Origin of the sequence: [Lactobacillus] rogosae (genome assembly GCA_900112995.1) — a bacterium.
Classification (GTDB): domain Bacteria; phylum Bacillota; class Clostridia; order Lachnospirales; family Lachnospiraceae; genus Lachnospira; species Lachnospira rogosae.
The window spans coordinates 120,089-139,103 of sequence record FONU01000006.1 but is presented as its reverse complement, the minus strand read 5'-3'; the positions used below and the strand labels follow the sequence as shown (position 1 = coordinate 139,103).

Here is a 19,015-nt window from a genome sequence, read left to right as displayed (position 1 = left end):
TAATGGAGAATAATCTGTATGGAAGTTAATTTAAGAGCGGTTGTACTCGATATTTTGGAAGAAATAGAGAGTAACAATGAATTTTCACATATAATAATCAACAATGCACTTTTAAAGTACCAGTATCTTGATAAGAGTAAAAGATCATTTATCAATAAGCTGTCTTTAGGCATTATAGAGAGCCAGATAGAATTAGATTATATTATTAACAAGTATTCAAAGACACCAGTTAAGAAGATGAAGCCTGTTATAAGAAGAATTGTAAGAATGGGTGTATATCAGATAATATATATGGATAATGTGCCTGATAGTGCAGCTTGTAATGAGGCTGTCAAGCTTGCTGTAAAGAGGGGATTTGCGGGGCTTAAGGGTTTTGTTAATGGTGTGTTAAGAAATATATCACGCAATAAAGACAATATTGAATATCCAGATTATAATAAAAGTCCATATGAATATCTGTCTGTTAAGTATTCTATGCCAATGTGGATAATTGAGCTGTGGTCAGGGCAGATGTCAATAGATACTGTTAAATCCGTGCTTGAGGGTATGAAGTGTGAGAAGAAGACATATATAAGATGTAATACATCAAAGGCTTCCAGGGAACAGATTAAAGAACTTCTTCAGCGTGAGAATGTGACAGTAAAAGAAGTAGAGAATATACCATATGCGTATGAGATATCCGATTATGATTATATCGCAGGGCTTAAAAGCTTTCAGGATGGTATGTATCAGATTCAGGATATCAGCTCAATGCTTGCAGGTGAATACACAGCACCAAAAGCGGGAGATACAATAGTTGACGTATGCGGTGCACCGGGCGGAAAGTCAATTAATGCCGCACTTAAGATGTCAGAACAGGGGGATTGCGGCAGGGTAATCGCCAGAGATTTGTCAGATTACAAGGTTGCACTTATTGATGAGAATATTAAGAGGCTTAATATCACTAATATACAGACACAGGTATATGATGCACTTGATTGTGATGAAAGTCTGATTAATAAAGCTGATATTGTTATAGCTGACCTTCCTTGTTCAGGTCTTGGGATAATAGGAAGAAAGCCGGATATAAAATATAATGCTTCGCCTGAAAAATTGCAGTCACTTGTAGATCTTCAAAGAGATATTTTAAAGGTTGTATCACGCTATGTTAAGAGTGGTGGAGTGTTAATGTATAGCACTTGTACAATTAACAGGGCAGAAAATGAGGATAATGCCGACTGGATATGTAAAGAATTAGGCTTTACGAAAGACGGAGAGTATCATCAGCTGCTTCCTGCCAATAATTCAGGAATGGACGGTTTCTTTGTCGCTCGTCTTATTAAGAATTAAACAGGGGAATGTAAATATATTTAAGAAATAACAGATAAATGGAATGGAGTATGGCTATGCCGCATAAGACTGATATAAAATCATTGAATTACAATGAACTTGTACAATATGTCGAGAGTATTAATGAAAAGAAATTCAGAGCTGCCCAGTTATATTCGTGGATGCACGAGAAACTGGCAGAAAGTTATGATGAGATGACCAATATTTCCGATAAGCTTAAGGATACTTTAAAGGAAGATACCTTGTATACAAGTCTTAAGATTGTAAAAATGCAGGAGTCAAGGATAGACGGCACTAGAAAGTACCTTTTTGAGCTTTATGACGGCAATCTTATAGAAAGTGTATTTATGAAGTATCATCACGGCAATTCGGTATGTATTTCATCACAGGTCGGCTGCAAAATGGGCTGTCGTTTCTGCGCATCAACTCTTAATGGATGTGTAAGAAATCTTTCACCATCAGAAATGCTTGACCAGATATACAGAATAAGCAGGGATACTAATGAGAGAGTAAGCAATGTTGTTATAATGGGTTCTGGTGAGCCTATGGATAATTACGATAATGTTATTAAATTCATAGAACTGCTTAACAGTGAAAGAGGACTTAATATAAGCCAGAGAAATATAACAGTATCAACCTGTGGAATTGTGCCTAAGATAAAAGAACTGGCAGATCTTAAGTTACAGATAACACTTGCAATATCGCTTCACGCACCTAATGATGAGTTAAGAAAGACTATGATGCCTATTGCTAATAAATACAGCATAGCAGAGATTATGGATGCGTGCAGGTATTATCTTGATAAGACAGGACGAAGAATATCATTTGAATATAGTCTGGTTAAGGGCGTTAATGATACTAAAGAATGTGCCAATGAGCTTATAGAGCTTGTAAAAGGGCTTAACTGTCATATTAATATGATACCGGTTAATCCGATTAAGGAAAGAGATTATGAGCAGTCAGAGAAGAATTCTATAAAGAATTTTAGGGATATGCTTGAAAGAAAAGGAATTAATGCGACTGTCAGACGTGAGATGGGGCGCGATATAGACGGTGCCTGTGGACAGTTGAGGCAGAATCATATAGATGAGAATTCTGCCATATAGAGCCAGCTGCATAAAAAGTGGCTGAAATATGTCGCATTTTTATAGCTGGTATGATAATATATATTGATATGGGATACTATTCATTAATAGTAAAACTGATACATTAAAGAATGGATGGAGAATGAAATGAACGCATTTGCAACAACAGATGTAGGAATTGAAAGAAATGTCAATCAGGACTATGTCTATGCAAAGCTTGATGATATAGGGTGTCTGCCTAATCTGTTTATTGTGGCAGACGGTATGGGAGGACATAAAGCTGGTGACACAGCGTCAAGATATACAGTTGAAACGCTTGTTGAATTATTAAAAGAGTCAGAAGGCAAAGATCCTTTAGCAACAATAGATAATAACATTAAGCTTGTCAACACACTGCTTCTTAGAAAGGCAGGCGAGTCGGAAGAATATAATGGAATGGGAACTACATTAGTGGTAGCCAGCATATTTGACAATACTTTAAGAGTAGCCAATGTGGGTGACAGCAGATTGTATGTAATCGGAGAAGATATAATCCAGATTACAAGAGACCATTCGTGGGTGGAAGAAATGGTACAGCGGGGCGAAATTGACAGAAAAGCTGCAAGAACCCATGAGAAAAAGAATGTTATCACAAGGGCAATAGGTGGCTATGACACCGTCGAAGCCGAGATGTTTTCAGTTGATCTTAAAAAGGAAGATATGATACTTATGTGTTCTGATGGATTGACTAATATGTTAGAAGACCAGGAGATATTTCATATAATAAAGAGCAGCCACGATATCAGGGAAGCCGCAGAAAGGCTTGTAAGCAGGGCCAATGATAATGGTGGCAGAGATAACATATCAGTGATTTTAATTGAACCATAGGCAGAGAGGTAATTTAATGATGTTAAGAGAAGGAATGTTTTTAGCTGACAGATATGAGATAATTGAACAGATTGGTACAGGCGGAATGGCAGATGTATACAAAGCCAAATGCCACAAGCTTAACAGATATGTTGCAATTAAAGTTATGAAGTCAGAATTTAGCCAGGATAAGACATTTGTAAGCAAATTCTGGGCTGAGGCCCAGTCAGCTGCCGGACTTACTAATCCTAATGTTGTAAATGTGTATGATGTCGGTGTTGAGAATGGCATATATTACATAGTTATGGAACTTGTTGAGGGAGTTACCCTTAAGAAGTATATTGAAAAGAGAGGCAAACTTCCATATAAAGAGGCTGTAAGCATTGCTATACAGGTAGCTAATGGTATGGATGCAGCTCATAAACATAATATTGTCCATAGGGATATTAAGCCACAGAATATAATTATATCTAAAGAGGGCAAGGTTAAGGTTACTGATTTCGGTATTGCCAAGGTAGCTTCAACAGCAACAATTAATACATCAGCTTCTATGGGGTCTGTACATTATATATCACCAGAACAGGCAAGAGGCGGCTATTCGGATGAGAGAAGTGATATATATTCACTTGGTATTACATTATTTGAAATGCTCACTGGAACAGTTCCATTTGACGGAGATACAGCAGTATCAGTAGCTGTACAGCATATTCAGGATACAATACCAGCACCATCTCAGCTTGTTGAGGGAATACCAGTAAGTGTTGATAAGATAGTTCTTAAATGTACACAGAAGAAGACAGACAGGCGTTATCAGTCTGCCTATGACCTTATAGTAGATTTAAAGAAGTCACTTGTTATGCCGGAGGACGATTTTGTAAAGCTTGCTCCTATGTATGATACATCAGTTAATGATAACTATGCACAGACTGATTCAGATGATGAGGATATAGATGAGCAGGAAGAAGATGACGGCTTATTAGGTGAGGATACATTTGCAGATATTGATGATAATATAGATGAGGAGGAAGATGATAACGATATTGATGATGAGAGTAATGATAAGTTAGAGCTTATTATGAAATGTATCGGTATAGGAATTGCAGTTATAATTCTTATTATCACAATATTTGTTGTTGTAAAGCTTATAGGAAGCGGCAAGAGTTCATCTAACAATAACAGTCAGGCTTCTAATCAGGTTACAACTGCTGTGTCTGGCAATTCAAAGGCATCAGATATGGTTACAGTACCATATGTAGTTGGAATGACTAAGGACGATGCAATAAGTGCACTTAATAAAGTTGGTCTTGGCTATAAAGCCGTGACACAGAGTTCAGATACAGTTGCAGAGAACAGTGTAATAAACCAGGGCAATGTAGGTGGTTCTAAGGTTGAGAAGAACTCACAGATTGTTCTTACAATAAGCAGTGGCAGGGAAACTAAGAATGTCACAGTTCCTAATGTAAAGGGTAAGACAGAAGAAGAAGCAAAAGAGCTTATTGAAAATGTTAATCTTGTCGTTTCTGTTGATTATGTATACAGCAGTACAGTAGAAGCCGGAAAGGTTGTTAAATACAGCCCATCTGGAACAGTAACAGAAGGTACAACAGTTACAATAGAAGTAAGCCGTGGAAAGCAGGTAACTAAAGCCACAGTTCCTAATGTAATAGGAATGACAGAAAGCCTTGCCAATCAGTCTATCGAGGCAGCCGGGCTTAAGGTATCAGTAAAATATGAGACTTCATCTAAGGCATCATATGGTACTGTTACTTCACAGACACCTTACTCTGGTGGTGACACTGTAGAGTCTGGAACAACTATAACTATATATGTAAGCCACTATACAAGCTCAACAACTTCTACTACAGCATCAGGTTCAGGCAGCAGTAATAGTAACAGCAATAACAACAGTAACGGCAATAGCAATAGTAACGGCAATAATAGTGGTTCTAACACATCGGGCAATAGCAGTGGAAGCAATACATCAAGTGGCAATGGCAGTTCTAATACAGGAACGGGCAATACAAGCAATTAGAGTATAGGAAGTCTTATGCAGGGAAAGATAATAAAGGGAATTGCAGGATTTTATTATGTCCATATAGAATCCTGTGGTATATATGAATGTAAGGCAAAAGGAATATTCAGGAATAAAAAGATAAAGCCGCTTGTCGGGGATAATGTTATTATAGATATAATAGATAACGATAAGATGACAGGTAATATCATACAGATACTTCCAAGAAAGAATGAGCTTATAAGACCAGCTTCTGCGAATATAGATCAGGCTATGGTAATATTTGCTGTAAAATCACCAGAACCTAATTATAATCTTTTGGACAGATTTATAATGATGATGGATTATCAGAATGTGCCTACAGTTGTAGTGTTTAACAAAATAGATCTGGCAGAAGATGACACATTAGAAGAGCTTTCTGACATATATGAAAAATGTGGCTGTAAAGTCATATTTATAAGTACTTATGATAATAAAGGAATAGACATAGTTCTTAAGACACTTGAGAAAAAGACGACAATATTAGCTGGACCATCAGGTGTTGGCAAGTCGTCACTTACCAATCTTATACTTCCGCAGGAAGTGAGTGCAACTGGTGATGTGAGCAGGATTGGAAGAGGAAGGCATACAACAAGACATTCGGAGATATTTAATGTGAGCGATGCTACATATATATGCGACACGCCGGGCTTTACATCTCTTAATATTCCAGAACTTGAAAAGGAACAGATAAGATTTTATTTTGAGGAATTCAGTGAATATGAAGGGCAGTGCAGATTTAATGGCTGTGTTCATATTAATGAGCCTGACTGCAGGGTTAAGGAAGCGGTTGAGGCAGGATTAATAAGCAGAAGACGTTATACAAGTTATGTAGAGATATATGACGAGGTAAAGAACAAGAAGAAATATTAATTATAGATTAGCGATAATTGATTATCTATATGCCAGGGCTGGCTGTATAGGTTAAATAATATTAATTACACAGAAATGAGGAATATAATGACTATATTATCACCTTCAATATTATCAGCAGATTTTAAAAATCTTGAGAAAGATATTAAAGCAATTGATGAAGCAGGAGCAGAGTATATACATATTGATGTCATGGACGGCAGGTTTGTTCCAAGCATTTCCTATGGTATGCCTGTTATCAAATCAATAAGAAGCTGTACAAGCAGAGTATTTGATGTTCATCTTATGATCGAAGAACCAATCCGTTATATAGAAGAATTTGTAAAATGTGGTGCGGATATAATAACTGTCCACGTTGAGGCGTGCGAAGATGTTGTTGCCACAATTGAAAAGATACGGGAATGTGGTGTCAAAGCAGCTATTACACTTAATCCAGAGACACCAGTAAAGGCTATTGAGCCTTATCTTTCATTGGTGGATATGGTGCTTGTTATGAGCGTTCATCCTGGCTTTGGCGGACAGAAGTTCATACCGGAGTCATTAGAAAAGGTTAAGCAGATTAAAGCAAAGCTTATAGAAAAAGGTCTTGATAACGTAGATATTGAGATAGATGGTGGAATTAATATAGAAAATCTCGTATCAGTGCTTGAAGCTGGAGCTAATGTAATAGTTGCAGGTTCGGCTGTGTTTAAGAATGATGCAGGAGCTAATGTTAAGAGATTTAAGGAGATAATGAGCACATATTAAAATTATGTCCTGTAGATAAAAAGATGGTGACACGTTAATTCGTGCCACCATCTTTTATATAATTCTTTGTCAGAAGTTCAGAAGTTGGAACAAATCCTATATTATCTGACTTGTAGAACTTATATTATTATAAATATATAATTATTAATGTACTAATATTATTATACGTTGAAACGGAATAATATTACATCGCCGTCTTTAACAACATAGTCTTTCCCTTCCATACGTACAAGACCTTTTTCCTTGGCTTTAGTATAAGAGCCACAGTCAAGTAAATCCTTATAGTTGACAACTTCTGCTTTGATAAAGCCTCTCTCGAAATCGCTGTGGATTTTACCTGCAGCACCAGGAGCTTTAGTTCCGTTAGTTATTGTCCAGGCTCTTGTCTCTGTCTCACCAGCAGTTAAGTAACTTATAAGACCTAATATTCTGTAGCTTGCAGCGATAAGCTTATCAAGACCAGAAGAACTAATTCCAAGGTCCTCTAAGAACATTTTCTTTTCATCATCATCAAGTTCTGAGATTTCCTGTTCAATCTGTGCACATATAACGAATACTTCGCAGTTATCCTTTTTAGAATATTCACGTACACTCTGTACATATTCATTGTTAGCACCATCATCGGCAAGGTCATCTTCTGATACATTTGCAGCAAATATAACAGGTTTGCTTGTAAGAAGATTGTATTCTCTCATAAATGATTCTTCGTCTTCATCTTCACATTCAAAGTTCTTGGCAAGATTACCAGCCTCAAGGAACTTAAGAAGTCTTTCGATAAGGTCACATTCTTTAGCAATGTCCTTATTATTGTAGGAAGCACGCTTCTGCTTAGCAAGACGTCTTTCAAGAACTTCCATATCAGAAAAGATTAATTCAAGGTTGATTGTCTCAATATCTCTTACAGGGTTGACAGAACCATCAACGTGAACAATATTAGAGTCCTCAAAACATCTGACAACGTGAACGATTGCATCAACTTCTCTTATATTAGCAAGGAACTGGTTACCAAGACCTTCACCTTTAGAAGCACCCTTAACAAGACCAGCTATATCAACGAATTCGATAACGGCAGGTGTAATCTTTGCTGAATTATAAAGTGCTGCAAGCTTATCAAGTCTTTCATCTGGTACGGCAACAATTCCTACATTAGGGTCTATTGTACAGAATGGATAATTGGCTGATTCTGCTCCAGCCTTAGTTAAAGAATTAAAAAGTGTACTCTTTCCAACATTAGGAAGACCAACTATTCCAAGTTTCATATATTCTCCTCATTTCCAACATAAATGTGTATCATATGCAGATTTATGTTTAGTAAATATACGCAGTAACGCAACCTGTATTTTAACATATCTTTTCCTAAAGCTCAACTAATTACATACAATCAGATGGTGTGAGTGTTAAAATTACTATTTTTATGTGTATATACATATGATTGTATATTTTACGGGCATAATATAGTGCAAAAGTTTAAAAAAATTTTATAAATTAGTGGAAAACACTTGTATTTTGCACAAAATCAGTATAGAATTGTTCTCAAAGTGGAGAAAAGTGGTAGCAAGTGGTTACAAGTGGGGGAAAGGAGGAACGATTGCTATGTTTATGGGCGAATATGGACATACAATAGATGCCAAAGGCAGAATAATCGTTCCTGCGAAGTTCCGCGAAAGCCTTGGGGATAATTTTATTATCACTAAGGGACTTGATAACTGTTTATTTGTATACACTAATGAAGAGTGGCAGAGATTCGAGGAGAAGCTTAAGACACTGCCTCTTACTAATAAGAATGCCAGAACATTTACAAGATTCTTTCTTGCAGGAGCAGCAGATGTCGAATTAGACAAGCAGGGAAGAATTCTTATACCATCTGTATTAAGAGAGTTTGCTTCGTTACAGAAGGATGTAGTATTTGTAGGTGTTGGAAGCAGGATAGAGATATGGAGTAAAGAAAGCTGGAATGACAGTATAAGCAATTATGATGACAATATGGACGAGGTCGCAGAGAATATGGACAGTCTGGGATTCACCATATAATTAATTGCTGATATAGCAGGCGGAAAGGAGATTAGTATGGAGTTTAAGCATAAGTCAGTTCTTTTATATGAGACGGTAGATGAATTGAATATTAAACCCGATGGCATATATGTTGACGGAACTCTTGGCGGCGGCGGACATTCATACGAAATCGCAGGAAGACTTTCCGAGGGTGGAAGATTGATAGGAATAGATCAGGACGAAGATGCCATAAAGGCAGCAAGTAAGAGATTAGAACCATATATGGACAGGGTTACAATCGTAAGAAATAATTACTGTAATATGGACAAAGTCCTTGATGAGTTAGGAATAGATAAAGTTGATGGAATTATGCTGGATCTGGGTGTTTCATCATATCAGTTAGATGCGGCTGACAGAGGGTTTACATATAATGTGGACACAGCACTTGATATGAGAATGGATCAAAGACAGGAGATTACAGCTAAAGATATTGTTAATGAATACAGCGAATTTGATCTTTACAGAATAATAAGAGATTATGGTGAGGACAGGTTTGCTAAGAATATAGCTAAGCATATAGTGGCTGCAAGACAGGAAAAGCCAATTGAGACAACATTTGAGCTTAACGATATTATAAAGGCAGCTATACCTATGAAGGTAAGGGCGACAGGTGGACATCCATCTAAGAGAACTTATCAGGCTATAAGAATTGAACTTAATAAAGAATTGGAAGTGCTAGAGAATTCCATAGATATGATGATTGACAGGCTTAAGCCAGAAGGAAGACTTTGTATAATAACATTTCATTCTTTAGAAGACAGAATAGTAAAGACAAGGTTTAGGAATAACGAGAATCCTTGTACCTGTCCACCAAGCTTTCCTGCGTGTGTGTGCGGTAAAGTACCGAAGGGCAGGGTGATTACAAGAAAGCCTGTAGTTCCAACAGATGAAGAGATTAATGAAAATAGCAGATCAAAGAGTTCTAAGTTAAGAGTATTTGAAAGGGTATAATGGGAGGTAGTGTAAAGTGGAAAAGAGAAGTAGAGCAGAGTACAGAAGAAATTCAAGAAATGTAAGCAAAGTGCCGTATGAATATGGTAGTGCGGTAAGACAATTAAATATCGCTGAACCACTTAAAACCCCAGATGAATCCCAGCAGACACAGAAGGAAATCAACAGAGAAATAAGAAGGCAGAGACAGAAGCAGATAAGACGCAATAATAAGATCAATCTTATGTATACAGTTGCAGTTGCGAGTGTTGCTGCAGTTGTCTTCTTTATATGTTATCAGTACCTTAATGTTCAGGCAACAGCTAAGACTAATTCAGATGTGATAGCTGAGTTAAAGAGCGAGCTTAGCACATTAAAGGAGAATAATGACGTATTAGAGTCAGATATTAATGCAAGCATAGATTATGATGCTATATATGATACAGCAGTTAATGAATTAGGAATGGTGTATCCAGAAAAGAAGCAGGTTATTACATACGATTCTAAAGAGAGCGAATATGTAAAGCAGTATAAAGATGTTCCTGAAAGCAATTAATATTCAGGTAAAATAATATAATAAGAGGTACTTATGGTAAGCGATGAACAGTTAAAAAAGAATAAGTACAGAAGAAAAAAAGTTATGCTTAAACGTGTTCACACCAAAGGAATGGTTGCACTTGTAATGGTAGTAGTAATTCTTATGGCATTAGGTGGACAGGTATTCAGAATTAATTATACACACGGAGAGACATATGCCAAGGCAGTGTTAGACCACCAGACATATACATCAACAGAACTACCTTATAAGAGAGGTCAGATATTAACTGGTGATGGAACTGTGCTTGCATACAGTGAGAGAGTATATAATCTTATATTAGATGTCAAGCTTATGCTTTCAGACGGAGAATATAAAGAACCTACATTATCAGCTCTTTGTAAATATTTTAATTTAAACAGAAGTGAGCTTGAGCAAAAGGTGAGTGAGAATTCACAGAGCAGGTATCAGAAGCTTTTATCAAACCTTACTACAGATCAGATAGCTGATTTTAAAAATCTTATGGCAGACTCAACTGAGGGAAAGAATATTAAAGGTGTATGGTTTGAGGACAGTTATATAAGAAAATATCCTCTTGGAACATTTGCAAGTGATGTTGTTGGATTTGCAAGTGCCACTAATGGTGGTGAGCTTGGAATTGAAAGCCAATATGATGAGGAATTAACTGGTACTAATGGAACAACATACAGCTATGTAGATGAAGGTCTTGAGGTTACAGAGACACAGAAAAATGCTGTTGATGGCAATAATATAGTTACAACACTTGATTATAATGTACAGTCGATTATTGAGAAATGCATATTAGAATATAATGAAGAAAAGCCTTCAAAGAATACAGCAGTAGTAGTGGCAGACCCATCTAATGGTGAGATACTTGGAATGGCTAGTTATCCAACCTTTAATCTTAATGATCCAAGAAAATTAACTGGTATGTATACAGATGAGGAGATTAAAGATATGTCTGATGAAGAATACAGAAATAACCTGTATTCTTTATGGACTAATTATTGTGTATCAGAAAGTTATGAGCCAGGTTCAACATTTAAACCAGTAACGGTAGCCTCAGCTTTGGAGGAAGGTGTTGTAAAGGATGGGGATACATATGTATGCAAGGGCTTTGAAACTGTAGCTGATTATAAATTAAAGTGTCATGTGTTCAGTACAATAGGTTCACATGGTTCACTTACAGTTGAGCAGGCACTTATGAATTCCTGCAACCCGTATATGATTCATCTTGCACTTGAGATGGGTAACAGCAGATTTGCATATTACCAGTCATTGTTTGGATTTGGAAAGATAACCGGAATAGATCTTCCAGGTGAGACAACAGGTATCGTATATGGTGACCGTATGACAACTATTGATGCGGCTTGTAATTCATTTGGACAGACTATTAATGTTAATATGATGCAGATGATGGCGGCATATTGTTCGATTATTAATGGTGGTATGCTTTACCAGCCACATATTGTAAAGAGAATTGAATCAGCCAATGGTGAAGTTGTAAAGGAATATAAGGCTAATCTTGTAAGACAGACAATTACAGCTTCAACATCAAAGCTTTTAAGAAGATATCTTAAGAATACAGTAGAAGAAGGAACAGCCAAGAAAGCAGGCGTTACAGGATATTCAGTTGCTGGTAAGACAGGAACAGCCCAGAAGGGTGATAGAAAGGATAACAAGTGGATTATATCATTTATAGGACACGCACCAGCAGAAAATCCTAAGTTTGCAATATATGTAGTTATTGATGAGCCATATGGAACTACAGGAACATCAGGAAGTTCAGCAGATGTGCTTACACTTACACACAATATACTTGAAAAGCTTCTTCCATATATGAATGTATACAAGGATGCCTCAGACGAATATGAGGATACAAGTTCAAGTCCTGATGAATTAACAGTTGATGGGATACCAGCAGGCACAGCTTCATCTAATTAAGCTGTTAAGTAATAATAAGTATAAGAATAACCCTGAATAAACTTTCATAATAATAAGTAAGTTTATTCGGGGTTATTGTATTAGTGACAGAAAGAATTAAGCTTAATGAAGATGAGAGATATGGTTATTTTGTAAGAACAAGACATAGAAAGAAGCTTCTGGTGGTTATAGTAAGCCTTGTGCTTATAATGTCACTGCTCACAGTAAGAGTTGGATATATAATGACCGTCAGGGCTGAATATTACAGCGTGCGTGCAACAGAGCTTCACGAGAGAGAGAGAGCCATAAAGGCTATGCGCGGAAGAATTCTTGATACTAATGGAGTTGTCCTTGCTGACAATACGACTGTGTGTACAATATCCGTTATTCACAGCCAGATAGATAAGCCGGAAGAAGTTATTAAAATGCTTTGTGACAATCTTGATATGGACGAAGCAGCTGTAAGAAAAAAGGTTGAAAAGGTATCGTCAATTGAAACTATAAAGACCAATGTTGATAAAGATACAGGAGATATAATAAGGAAAGCTGGCTTAAACGGAGTTAAGGTAGATGAGGATTATAAAAGATATTATCCTTATGATACGCTTGCTTCCAAGGTGCTTGGCTTTACAGGAAGTGATAATCAGGGAATAGTCGGACTTGAGGCTAAGTATGATGTATATCTTGCTGGCAATAATGGCAGGATACTTACACTTACCGATGCATGGGGTACAGAGATAAAAAATGCAAAAGAGGGAAGGTTAGAGCCGCAGAGAGGTCAGGATTTATATATAAGCATAGATATGAATATACAGTCATATGCCCAGCAGTTAGCATATACAACGCTTGCAAAGAAAAATGCTAAGCGGGTGTCAATAATAGTTATGAATCCTAATAATGGAGAGTTGTATGCAATGGTCAACGTGCCTGAATATAATCTTAATGAGCCGTATGTACTTAATTACGAGGTGGAAGATGACGGCAGTTCAGGCAATAAAATGGATCTTCTTAATAATATGTGGAGAAATTTCTGCATTAATGATACTTATGAGCCAGGTTCAGTGTTTAAAATGGTAACTGCAACAGCAGCACTTGAAACCAAAGTTGTAAGTTTAAGTGACTCCTATACCTGTTCAGGTTCAACGCTTGTTGGTGACAGGCGCATAAGGTGTCATAAGACAACGGGCCATGGAACACAGGATTTTACACATACAGTTATGAATTCCTGCAACCCTGCATTTATTGAATGGGGAAGAAGGGTAGGTGTTGATAATTTCTATAATTACTGCGGCAAGCTTGGACTTTTGTCTAAGACTGGAATAGATATTGCTGGTGAGGCTTCAACGATTATCCACAATAAAGAAAACGTTGGTGAAGTAGAGCTTGCAACAATGTCATTCGGACAGTCATTTCAGATAACACCTATCCAGATGCTTCGTGCGGCGGCAGCAATTGTCAATGGTGGTAACCTTGTTACACCTCATTTTGCAGTTAAGACAAGTGATGGTTCGGGGCAGACTTATAATGAGTTCTATTATTCTACAACTGAGAGCACAATTGACAAATCAACAAGTGATACTATGAGGGACATATTAAGGCAGGTAGTTGAGGAAGGCGGTGGAAAGAATGCATATATAGAGGGCTTTTCAATAGGTGGAAAGACAGCAACATCACAGAAGCTTCCGAGAGGCTCTGGAAAGTATATCGCTTCATTTATAGGATTTTCAAGTGTGGAAAATCCACAGGTTATTGCTATGTGTCTTATTGATGAGCCAGAAGGGGTATATTATGGCGGTACAATTGCAGCACCGGTCATAAGAGAGTTATATGAAAATATACTTCCGTACCTTAATAACAAGTAAGAAAATGCGTTAATAAAGCGTTAAAACAGTGTTTATCCGCTTTACAGATGGATAGGTGTAGAGTAAAATAAAGACAGTTGTTTAAAAAACGTATTATATGCGTGGTAATGGAGGAACATTATGGAATTAAATAATAAAAAGGTAATGGTAGTTGGTACTGGAATAAGTGGAATCGGTGCTATAGACCTTCTTAACAAAGCTGGTGCAGACTGTATTATATATGACGGTAACGAAAAGCTTTCAAGGGAAGATATATCAAAGAAACTTAAAGGCAATAAAGCAGAGATTATTATTGGAAAGCTGCCAGAGGATATAACTAATCAGGTCGACCTTCTTGTAATAAGTCCGGGCGTTCCGGTTGACAGTCCTATTGTTGAACAGTTTAAGAAAGCAGAAGTTCCAGTATGGGGCGAGATAGAACTTGCATATAATTATGATAAAGGCAGAATAATTGCCATAACAGGTACTAATGGCAAGACAACAACTACAGCTTTGGTAGGACAGATAGTGAAAGCCTATAATGAGAAGACATTTGTTGTTGGAAATATAGGTAATTCATATACGGGAGAAGTGCTTAATACAAGTAATGACTCTTATACAGTAGCAGAGATAAGCAGCTTCCAGTTAGAAACAATACACAAGTTCCATCCGGTTGTAAGTGCGATACTTAACATTACACCAGACCACCTTAACAGACATCATACAATGGAATGTTATTCCAAGACTAAAGAAAACATTTCTATGAACCAGACAAAGGATGATGTGTGTGTCCTTAATATGGAGGACGAAGAATTATACAGATTTGGAAGTGAGTGTCCAGCTAAGGTTGTATGGTTCTCAAGCAAGAGAAAGCCTGAGATTGGTGCATATGTTCAGGGAGATGATATAAGATATACAGATGGCACCACAGATGAGCTTATGCTTAATGTACACGATATGAACCTTCTTGGAACACATAACTATGAAAATGTATGTGCTGCTATAGCAATGACTAAGGCAGCAGGCATACCTGATGACATAATTGTACAGCAGGTAAAGAAGTTCAAGGCTGTAGAACACAGAATAGAATATGTAGCTACCAAGAATGATGTATGGTATTACAACGATTCCAAGGGAACTAATCCGGAAGCTTCTGTAAAAGCAATTGAGGCTATGGTAAGACCAACTATATTAATAGGTGGTGGTTATGATAAAGGCTCTGAATTTGATATGTATGTAAAAGCCTTCAAGGGCAAGGTAAAGAAGCTTGTTCTTATAGGCCAGACTGCTAATAAAATAGCCCAGACCTGTGATAAATACGGATTTAAGGACTATGTATTTGCTAATGATTTAAAAGAGGTAGTAGATATATGTGCAGCCAGCGCAGACAAAGGTGATGCAGTATTATTATCACCAGCGTGTGCAAGCTGGGGAATGTTTGATAATTATGAACAGAGAGGTGACATGTTCAAGCAATATGTCAATGAGCTTTAATTATGGCAAAGAAAAGAAGAAAAAGAAAGAATGGATTCTATTTTGATTACAGTCTTTTGTTTGTGCTTATATTCATTGTAGGTTTCGGACTTACAATGATATACAGTACAAGTTCTTACACAGCGCAGATTAATTATGGCAATCCGGAATACTATTTTAAAAGACAGCTTATATTTGACCTGTTAGGTTTTGCGTGTATGTTTTTTATAGCAAGATTTGTAGATTACCATATTTTAAAAAAGGCCGCTCCGTGGATATTTGTTATATCACTTTTAATGGTGTTAGCAGTTATTCCATTTGGACGTGAAAGCCACGGTGCTAAAAGATGGATATATATTGGTCCGATAAGCTTTCAGCCAGCAGAGCTTGTTAAGATAAGTGTTATTATTATGGCGGCGGCTAAGATGTGTGCGTCAGGAACAAAGATAAAAAAACTGTCACAGATAGCGAAAATATTTTTGGGCTGTGCAGTAATTCCGGCGGCTATGCTTTTTGGAATTACATCTAACTTAAGTAGTGCAATCATAGTATGTGGAATTGTGTTTGTTATGACATTTGTTGTATATCCTAATTACTGGGTTCACGGCGGAATTATCGGACTTATTATGGCAGGCTATATAGCGGGCAGGCAGTGGCTTAAGCAGGCTGTTGAAAATGGAGTCCAGTTTAAGAAGTTCCGTTTTACAAGACTTTTAGTATGGGTAGACCCTGAAAAGTACATAGACGGAAAAGGCTATCAGACTATGCAGGGGCTTTATGCCATAGGTTCTGGCGGACTTTTTGGTAAGGGTCTTGGAAAGAGTATGCAGAAGTTAGGCTTCATACCAGAGTCACAGAATGATATGATATTTTCAATAATATGTGAGGAGTTAGGACTGTTTGGTGCGGCGTGCGTTATTATGCTTTTTATAATAATGCTCTGGAGAATTATATATATATCACAGAACTCACCAGATTTGTTCGGTTCACTTCTTGCAGTTGGAATATTCGCCCATATAGCAATTCAGGTAATAGTTAATATTGCCGTTGTAACCAATGTATTTCCTAATACAGGCGTAACACTTCCATTTATAAGCTATGGAGGCACGGCGAGTCTGTTCCTGCTGGCAGAGTTAGGAATTGTGTTTAATATAAGTAGTCAGATTAGGTTAGAGAGATAGTTATGGCAAAGGCGAGAAAGAAAAAAAGGCTGTTCATAATATCTATTATTGTGGCAGCCCTGATAGCTGCGTGTGCGGCTGTCTATTTTGGATTTAGAACTGATAAGATAACATATGTGGGTAATTCCCATTATTCTAATGAAGAAATGACAAGCAGAATATTTGGAAATGATACACCAAACACTGTATTGTATACACTGTTTGGCAATAAGAAAAAGACAATACCTTTCATTCAGAAATATGATGTTGAAATACAGTGGCCAAGAGGTATGTACATAACAGTCTATGAAAAGGCAGTTATTGGTTATATACGTTATATGGGCTGTAATATGTATTTTGACAAAGATGGTATTGTTGTTGAAAGTTCAACAGAAACTTTTGAAAAAGTTCCTGAGATAATAGGTCTTAAGTTTAATTCAATAGTGCTTGATTCCAAGCTTGAAGTCGGAGATGATGAAGTATTCAGGCACATACTTGATCTGACACAGAGCTTTGATAAGTATAATCTTGATGTTTCAAAAGTATATTTTGACTCATCGGACAATGTAATATTGTATATAGACGAGGTTAAGGTATACCTTGGAAAGAGTGATGATTATACGGACAAGCTTTTTGAGTTAAAACAGATGGAAACCAAATTTGCAGGGCTTAAAGGTTCTTTGTATATGCAGGATTATACAAAAGACAGTTCATCTATAATATTCAAAAAAGATGAATATAATTAAAACACACTAAAATGATGTGTAAATATTCAGAATTGTACGCTTTAAAGTTCAATTTTTAGTGAAATAAAATGAAAAAATCAGTTGATATTTATTGTGAAAAATTATATCATTATAGATAAATGTATAAGGATTGATTAAAGGAGGCAACAACCTTGGTAGAAATAATTAACGAATCAGATTCATCAGCAAGAATTATAGTCATCGGCGTAGGTGGAGCAGGTAATAATGCTGTTAATAGAATGATAGATGAGAATATAAGCGGGGTAGAATTTATTGGTATTAATACAGATAGCCAGGCATTACAGTTCTGTAAAGCTCCAACAGCTATTCAGATAGGTGAGAAGCTTACTAAGGGACTTGGTGCAGGAGCCCAGCCTGAGATTGGTGAGAAGGCAGCAGAAGAGAATGTTGAAGAATTAACAGAAGCTATCAAAGGTGCGGATATGGTATTCGTTACTTGCGGAATGGGCGGCGGAACTGGTACAGGTGCAGCTCCGGTTGTTGCTAAGATTTCTAAACAGATGGGTATCCTTACAGTTGGTGTTGTTACTAAGCCTTTCAGATTTGAGGCAAGAACAAGAATGACTAATGCAGAATCGGGTATTGAGAAGCTTAAGGAGAACGTGGATACACTTATTGTAATTCCTAATGACAAGCTTCTTCAGATAGTAGACAGAAGAACAACTATGCCAGATGCCTTAAAGAAGGCTGATGAGGTATTACAGCAGGCAGTACAGGGTATTACAGACCTTATTAATGTACCAGGTCTTATCAACCTTGACTTTGCAGATGTTAAGACAGTTATGTCAGACAAGGGTATCGCACATATCGGTATCGGTAATGCTACAGGTGATGATAAGGCTATTGAAGCTGTTAAGCAGGCTGTTACAAGCCCACTTCTTGAGACAACAATCGAGGGTGCTACACACGTTATTATCAACGTATCTGGTGATATGAGCCTTGTTGAAGCAGATGAGGCTGCAAGCTATGTTCAGGAACTTGCAGGTGATAATGCCAATATCATCTTTGGTGCTATATATGATGAGACAGCTACAGACAGCGTAACAATAACTGTAATTGCTACAGGTATTGAAGATGTGAATGTCAATACTGCAATGGCGAAGTTCTCACCTAAGGCACAGGCAACACAGGGAGTTGGACAGACTGTTAAACCAGCAGTAAAGCCAGCATATACATATCAGGCTCCACAGACACCAGTTCAGCCAGCAGGCGGTATGACAGGTGCACAGTCTCAGACACCACTTCCAGGACTTAAGCAGCCAGCCCCTGTTACAAGCAATGTGAAGTCTAATGGTATTACAATACCTACTTTCCTTCAGAAGAACAGAAAGTAATTAATATAATCATTTAATCTGACAGATAGGTTGTCGGTTCATATACTTA

16 protein-coding genes are annotated in these 19,015 nt (G+C 37.1%); 15 read left to right on the top strand and 1 reads right to left on the bottom strand.

Going from position 1 to position 19,015, the window contains the following annotated elements:
* Positions 1-18 precede the first annotated feature (18 nt).
* From rsmB to rpe, 6 genes are all read left to right on the top strand, one after another.
* Complete coding sequence (gene rsmB / locus BM157_RS02960) at positions 19-1,329, top strand: 16S rRNA (cytosine(967)-C(5))-methyltransferase RsmB (RefSeq protein WP_318255781.1); 1,311 nt, start codon at positions 19-21, stop codon at positions 1,327-1,329.
* A 50-nt stretch (positions 1,330-1,379) separates the two neighbouring features.
* On the top strand, positions 1,380-2,435 hold the full coding sequence (gene rlmN / locus BM157_RS02955) for a 23S rRNA (adenine(2503)-C(2))-methyltransferase RlmN (RefSeq protein ID WP_443974929.1): 1,056 nt from the start codon (positions 1,380-1,382) through the stop codon (positions 2,433-2,435).
* 126 nt (positions 2,436-2,561) lie between these two features.
* A complete protein-coding gene (locus BM157_RS02950; protein ID WP_055307057.1) occupies positions 2,562-3,281 on the top strand; it encodes a Stp1/IreP family PP2C-type Ser/Thr phosphatase in 720 nt (239 codons plus the stop codon).
* 16 nt (positions 3,282-3,297) lie between these two features.
* Positions 3,298-5,292, top strand: coding sequence for a Stk1 family PASTA domain-containing Ser/Thr kinase (pknB, locus tag BM157_RS02945; RefSeq protein WP_090139874.1), 1,995 nt, complete (start codon positions 3,298-3,300; stop codon positions 5,290-5,292).
* Positions 5,293-5,307: 15 nt separating this feature from the next.
* A complete protein-coding gene (gene rsgA / locus BM157_RS02940) occupies positions 5,308-6,183 on the top strand; it encodes a ribosome small subunit-dependent GTPase A (RefSeq protein ID WP_022501399.1) in 876 nt (291 codons plus the stop codon).
* A gap of 84 nt (positions 6,184-6,267) precedes the next feature.
* The gene (gene rpe / locus BM157_RS02935) at positions 6,268-6,930 is read left to right on the top strand and encodes a ribulose-phosphate 3-epimerase (protein WP_090139901.1); all 663 of its coding nucleotides are present in this window, start codon (positions 6,268-6,270) and stop codon (positions 6,928-6,930) included.
* Between the two features lie 161 nt (positions 6,931-7,091).
* Here rpe and ychF read toward each other — a convergent pair whose 3' ends face one another.
* Entirely contained in the window at positions 7,092-8,189 is a 1,098-nt protein-coding gene (ychF, locus tag BM157_RS02930) for a redox-regulated ATPase YchF (RefSeq protein WP_022501397.1), read from the bottom strand.
* Positions 8,190-8,523: 334 nt separating this feature from the next.
* Between ychF and mraZ the strand changes: the two genes are divergently transcribed.
* The 9 genes from mraZ (at position 8,524) to ftsZ (ending at position 18,966) form a co-directional block, all read left to right on the top strand.
* The gene (mraZ, locus tag BM157_RS02925) at positions 8,524-8,961 is read left to right on the top strand and encodes a division/cell wall cluster transcriptional repressor MraZ (RefSeq protein ID WP_022501396.1); all 438 of its coding nucleotides are present in this window, start codon (positions 8,524-8,526) and stop codon (positions 8,959-8,961) included.
* Between the two features lie 36 nt (positions 8,962-8,997).
* Positions 8,998-9,933, top strand: coding sequence for a 16S rRNA (cytosine(1402)-N(4))-methyltransferase RsmH (rsmH, locus tag BM157_RS02920; protein ID WP_022501395.1), 936 nt, complete (start codon positions 8,998-9,000; stop codon positions 9,931-9,933).
* A 16-nt stretch (positions 9,934-9,949) separates the two neighbouring features.
* A complete protein-coding gene (locus tag BM157_RS02915; protein ID WP_090139872.1) occupies positions 9,950-10,468 on the top strand; it encodes a septum formation initiator family protein in 519 nt (172 codons plus the stop codon).
* Between the two features lie 33 nt (positions 10,469-10,501).
* Positions 10,502-12,412 carry a peptidoglycan D,D-transpeptidase FtsI family protein gene (locus tag BM157_RS02910; RefSeq protein ID WP_055174354.1) on the top strand — a complete coding sequence of 637 codons (1,911 nt, stop codon included), beginning with the start codon at positions 10,502-10,504 and terminating at the stop codon, positions 12,410-12,412.
* An 83-nt stretch (positions 12,413-12,495) separates the two neighbouring features.
* A complete protein-coding gene (locus BM157_RS02905) occupies positions 12,496-14,253 on the top strand; it encodes a peptidoglycan D,D-transpeptidase FtsI family protein (protein WP_318255778.1) in 1,758 nt (585 codons plus the stop codon).
* 120 nt (positions 14,254-14,373) lie between these two features.
* Positions 14,374-15,726: a UDP-N-acetylmuramoyl-L-alanine--D-glutamate ligase gene (gene murD / locus BM157_RS02900; RefSeq protein WP_022501391.1), complete on the top strand. Its 1,353-nt coding sequence runs from the start codon at positions 14,374-14,376 to the stop codon at positions 15,724-15,726.
* A gap of 2 nt (positions 15,727-15,728) precedes the next feature.
* The gene (locus tag BM157_RS02895; protein WP_090139869.1) at positions 15,729-16,886 is read left to right on the top strand and encodes an FtsW/RodA/SpoVE family cell cycle protein; all 1,158 of its coding nucleotides are present in this window, start codon (positions 15,729-15,731) and stop codon (positions 16,884-16,886) included.
* 2 nt (positions 16,887-16,888) lie between these two features.
* The gene (locus BM157_RS02890) at positions 16,889-17,611 is read left to right on the top strand and encodes a cell division protein FtsQ/DivIB (protein WP_055307054.1); all 723 of its coding nucleotides are present in this window, start codon (positions 16,889-16,891) and stop codon (positions 17,609-17,611) included.
* A 152-nt stretch (positions 17,612-17,763) separates the two neighbouring features.
* A complete protein-coding gene (ftsZ, locus tag BM157_RS02885; RefSeq protein WP_022501388.1) occupies positions 17,764-18,966 on the top strand; it encodes a cell division protein FtsZ in 1,203 nt (400 codons plus the stop codon).
* Positions 18,967-19,015: the final 49 nt, after the last annotated feature.